Annotated in this window: 4 protein-coding genes; 1 reads left to right on the forward strand and 3 read right to left on the reverse strand. The window is 42.9% G+C overall.

What is annotated here, in order from left to right; genetic code table 11:
• From DDR33_RS17745 to DDR33_RS17755, 3 genes are all read right to left on the reverse strand, one after another.
• The coding region (locus DDR33_RS17745; RefSeq protein ID WP_109417181.1) for an RNA methyltransferase at window positions 1-532 on the reverse strand (532 nt) is incomplete at its 3' end.
• Window positions 533-642: 110 nt separating this feature from the next.
• Window positions 643-1,794, reverse strand: a complete 1,152-nt coding sequence (locus DDR33_RS17750) for a galactokinase (RefSeq protein WP_109417146.1) — start codon at window positions 1,792-1,794, stop codon at window positions 643-645.
• A 125-nt stretch (window positions 1,795-1,919) separates the two neighbouring features.
• A complete protein-coding gene (locus DDR33_RS17755; protein ID WP_109417147.1) occupies window positions 1,920-2,942 on the reverse strand; it encodes a LacI family DNA-binding transcriptional regulator in 1,023 nt (340 codons plus the stop codon).
• Between the two features lie 212 nt (window positions 2,943-3,154).
• On the opposite strand from DDR33_RS17755, the gene DDR33_RS17760 reads away from it, so the two are divergent.
• A complete protein-coding gene (locus tag DDR33_RS17760; RefSeq protein ID WP_109417148.1) occupies window positions 3,155-4,636 on the forward strand; it encodes a xylulokinase in 1,482 nt (493 codons plus the stop codon).
• Window positions 4,637-4,683: the final 47 nt, after the last annotated feature.

A 4,683-nucleotide genomic window follows, 5' to 3' on the forward strand; every position in this document is an offset into this window, starting at 1 on the left:
AATCAAGTCTTAGCTTAGCAAAGAAATCCCATAATACAATACCTGCTGACACAACAATGTTAAATGAATGCTTGGTTCCAAACTGAGGAATTTCTATGCAGGTGTCAATCAATGCCATTGCTTCATCGGAAACGCCGTTTACCTCGTTGCCGAATATGAGGGCGTATTTTTCGCTGACGTCAGGCTCGAATTCGTTTAACATCACGCTTTGATCAACCTGTTCAATGGCTATGATTCTGTATCCTTCTGATTTCAGTTGTTGTATGGCATCGCGTATGTCTGTAAAATGTGCCCATTCAACAGATTGAGTAGCACCTAACGCCGTTTTCTCAATTTCCCGGTGGGGAGGAGTTCCCGTTATACCGCAGAGAAATATTCTCTCAACTGAAAAGCCGTCAGACGTGCGGAAGATGGATCCCACGTTGTGCATGCTTCTTACACCGTCTAGCAGGACGGTAACCGGCAATTTATCCTGCTTTTTAAATTCTTCAACGCTAACTCTGTTCAGTTCGTCAAGCTTGAGCTTTCGCATAGTATCATAAATAAGTCAGCAGCGCTGATCCCGTAAAGGTAATAATAAACAAAAGTCTGAAACCAGGATCTGCCGGTTTCAGACTTCAATAATACAATTTGTATTTAAAACTATAATTCTACTACTCCCGTTCCGATGTCAGAACTGTAAACAGAAGGAGCATATCCGATTTTGGCGGTATAATACTCTTTTATCTTCTTACTGAAGTCGTCGAAGCTGTCTTTCTTCACGAGGGCAATTGCGCAGCCACCGAACCCGGCACCTGTCATTCTCGCGCCTGTAACCCCTGGATATTGCTTGCAGAATTCTACAATAGTATCGAGCTCTGTTCCTGAAACCTCGTAAAGATGTTGCAGCGAATCATGAGAAGCATACATCAGTTTTCCGAATTCTTCCAGTTTATTCTGATCGAGTGCATCTGCAGCCTGAAGAACACGGTCGTTTTCCTCAACAACATGCTGAGCCCGTTTAAGCACCACAGAGTCTTCAATCAGGTTCTTGTGCTTCTCAAATGTTTCTGCGTTGATATCGCAAAGGTTTGAAATGTTAAGTTCCTTCTGCAGCGCCTTTAAGGCTGTCTGACATTCGCCAACCCGTTCGTTATACTTGGATTCCGTTAGCTTTCTGGGCTTATTCGTATTGATGATAGCAAGATAATGGTCTCCGAGATCACATTCTACTGCCTGATAATCCAGTGTGTCGCAGTTTAATTTAAGAGCTTTGTTCTTCTCCCCAAAGGCAACAGCAAACTGATCCATAATACCGGAATTTACTCCGATAAATTCATTCTCAACTTTCTTCGAAAGTTTCACAAGCTCAAGTTTTGAAAAACCGGCTCCGAACAGCTTGTTAAGTGCAAAAGCCGTAACCACTTCAATAGAAGCAGAAGAAGACAAACTTGATCCGATCGGAAGATTTCCATAGTATAAAAGATCCAGCCCTTCCAGTTTCTTTCCATTCTGAAGGAAATTATGAATTACGCCCAGAGGATAATTATACCATTCTTTTCCGGTTTTTTCGTAGGACTCCTTTAAAGGAATTTCAAGTGTTTCTTCGAAGTTAATGCTTTTGAAACGGAAGAGCCCGTCCTTATTAGGAGCAGTTAGCAGGTATGTTCCCATAGTAATGGCACAAGGCATTACAAGGCCTCCGTTATAGTCAATATGCTCGCCTATAAGATTCACTCTGCCAGGAGCAAAAAAAACGTTTTGATGCTGCTGCCCTGAAAATTCTAAAAATTGTTGTTTTAGGTTATCTAACATAATAGTACATGGTGGTTGGGCCAAATGTACAAAAATTAGTCATTGATGCTAAGTCGTTGATTGGTATTTGAAAAAAATAGGGCAGACAATGATTTTACCGCATTCCATCGCCATATAATCCCAAATTACTTATGCCTTTCGGAGGAAGCCCTTATAATAAGCAAAGGATCCAGTACGATCTTCTCCAGTTTTTTTTCCCCCGTCATTTCGTCCTTTTTAAGCTTCAGGAACAGTTTGGCAACTTCTTTCCCCATAGCGAGGGTCTGCTGATCAATGGTAGATAGTTGCGGGGTTACAAGACTTCCGAAAGCCTCGTTCGCAAAGCCTATTACTCCAATTTCGTCAGGGATCTTTACTTTAAACTCAAGTAATTGCTGCAGTACTCCCATAGCGGTATAATCCTCAAGGGCAAAAACAGCGTCAAATTTAAGGCCGCTGAGGCGGGCTTCCCTAATCACCGATTTTCCAAATTCAAGTGAGAAGTTACCTTTGATAATAAGCTCTTCATCCACAGGGATGTTATAGTATTCAAGCGCGTCAATATATCCGCGCAGCCGTTCTTTAAAAATGCTGATCTCACGGTCCGCCGAAATGTGCAGGATTCTCCGGTAGCCCTGCCTGATCAGGTGTTCGGTCGCAATAAAACCTCCTTTATAGTCATCAATAGTAACCGATGGCATGTCAAGCTGTTCGATTGTTCTGTCGAAAAATATAAGAGGTGTCTTTCTTTTGATAATTTCATGGAAAGCGCCATAATCCGTGGTTTCAGTGGATATAGAAGCAATAATCCCATCTACCCTTGACTGAAGAAAGGTTTCAATCCCTTTTTTTTCCTGATCCAGTGTTTCGTTCGACTGATACAATAGTATATTGTACCCGTTGGCGTTCATCACCTGCTCAATACCTGCTACTACCGAACTGAAAAATGTAACCCTGAGACTTGGTACTACCACTCCGATAACATTAGTCCTGCCCGAACGAAGCGATGAAGCAATTTTATTCTGCCTGTAATTCATCCGTTCAGCTGTTTCCCTTACCGCCTTCTTGGTTGCAGCACTGATAGCAGGATGATCATTAAGTGCTCTCGCAACTGTCGAGAATGTTACATTCAGTTCCTTGGCGATATCAAGTATGGTTACTTTCTTCATTTAATCTGCTTTTTCAATGTTCAGGAATACGGCGATAGAGATGAGCCTGCCAGATATGCCCGGTAATCCTCTGGTTATAAACAATCTTAAAATGAATGGAGAAGATTATAACTGAAAATTTAATTCACAATTTTATACTAAAATTTTTTTAATAACAAATAATATATACCTTCGTGCAAACGTTGGCACAATTATATTAACCTTTATATACAATGCTTCTTTTAGGAATCGATGTAGGCACCTCCTCAATTAAAGTTTCAGTTGTTGATGCGGAAACTCAGAGGGCCATAGTTTCGGCTCAGTATCCCGAAACGGAAACAGAAATTAAATCAGTTAAAGCAGGGTGGGCAGAGCAGTCGCCTGAGATGTGGTGGGAACATGTTCAGCAGGCTATCCTTAAAACTAACGCTTCCGGTAAATATCATCCGGCTGACATTGGTGCAATCGGAATAGCTTATCAGATGCACGGACTGGTTGTAGTGGATAAAGATCAGAAAGTACTTCGCGACTCTATTATCTGGTGCGACAGCCGGGCAGTGGAGATCGGTAATACAGCATTTAAAAACATCGGGGAGGAGAGATGTCTCTCCCGCTTGTTAAACTCTCCCGGAAATTTTACAGCGTCAAAGCTGGCCTGGGTGAAAGAAAACGAGCCGGAAATCTTTGATAAGATTGATAAAGTAATGCTTCCTGGTGATTTCATTGCTATGAAATTAACCGGCGATGTCACAATCAGTGCCTCATCCCTTTCAGAAGGGATCCTCTGGGATTTTCAGGACGATGATCTTTCCGAAGATGTTCTAAAGCATTACGGGTTTAGCCGCGATATTTTTCCGCCTGTAAAACCAGTATTTTCAGAGCACGGTTATGTAACCGCGGCGGTAGCTGGTGAACTTTCTTTAAAAGCGGGGATACCCGTAACGTACAAATCAGGAGATCAACCGAATAATGCATTATCCCTGAACGTGTTGCAGCCAGGGGAAGTGGCCGCTACAGCCGGAACTTCCGGTGTGATCTATGGTGTTGCTGATCAGCTTGCGTATGATCCCCAATCCCGTGTCAATACATTCGCTCACGTGAACTACGGCACCGACAGCAAGCGGCTGGGCGTACTGCTCTGTATTAACGGAACAGGCATCCTGAACCGCTGGATAAAAAATAACATGGCGGCAAATCTGAGTTATAAGGAGATGGATGCAATGGGGGGAAAAGTTCCGGTAGGCTCAGATGGACTTAGGATATTACCTTTCGGGAATGGCGCTGAACGTATGCTGAATAACAAGATCGTTGGAGCTCATCTTTTGAATATAGATCTGAACCTCCATACCCAGGCACATATATTCCGTGCAGAGCAGGAAGGAATTGCTTTCGCATTTCGCTACGGCCTCGATATTATGCGGGAAAACGGAATGAATCCTTCCGTAATAAGGGTGGGCAAGGCAAATCTTTTTCTAAGTGCTCTTTTTGCCGAAGCATTTGTAAACGCAACAAACGTTCCTGTCGAATTATATGACAACGATGGTAGTGTTGGAGCTGCTATCGGATCAGGAATAGGAGTGAAGACATTTTTATCAGAAAGTGAAGCCTTTGCCAACCAAAGGGCCATTCAGCTGATCGAGCCCGGAAAAGCAGCAGCTTACGATGAGATCTATAAGGACTGGAAAGAGCTGTTGCTGAGAGAACTAAGTAAATAAGAGGCCGCAGCAGATGATCTGCGACCCCGACAAGACCGAAAAAAACT

It is taken from the genome of Pararcticibacter amylolyticus, assembly GCF_003130405.1.
Lineage (GTDB): Bacteria > Bacteroidota > Bacteroidia > Sphingobacteriales > Sphingobacteriaceae > Arcticibacter > Arcticibacter amylolyticus.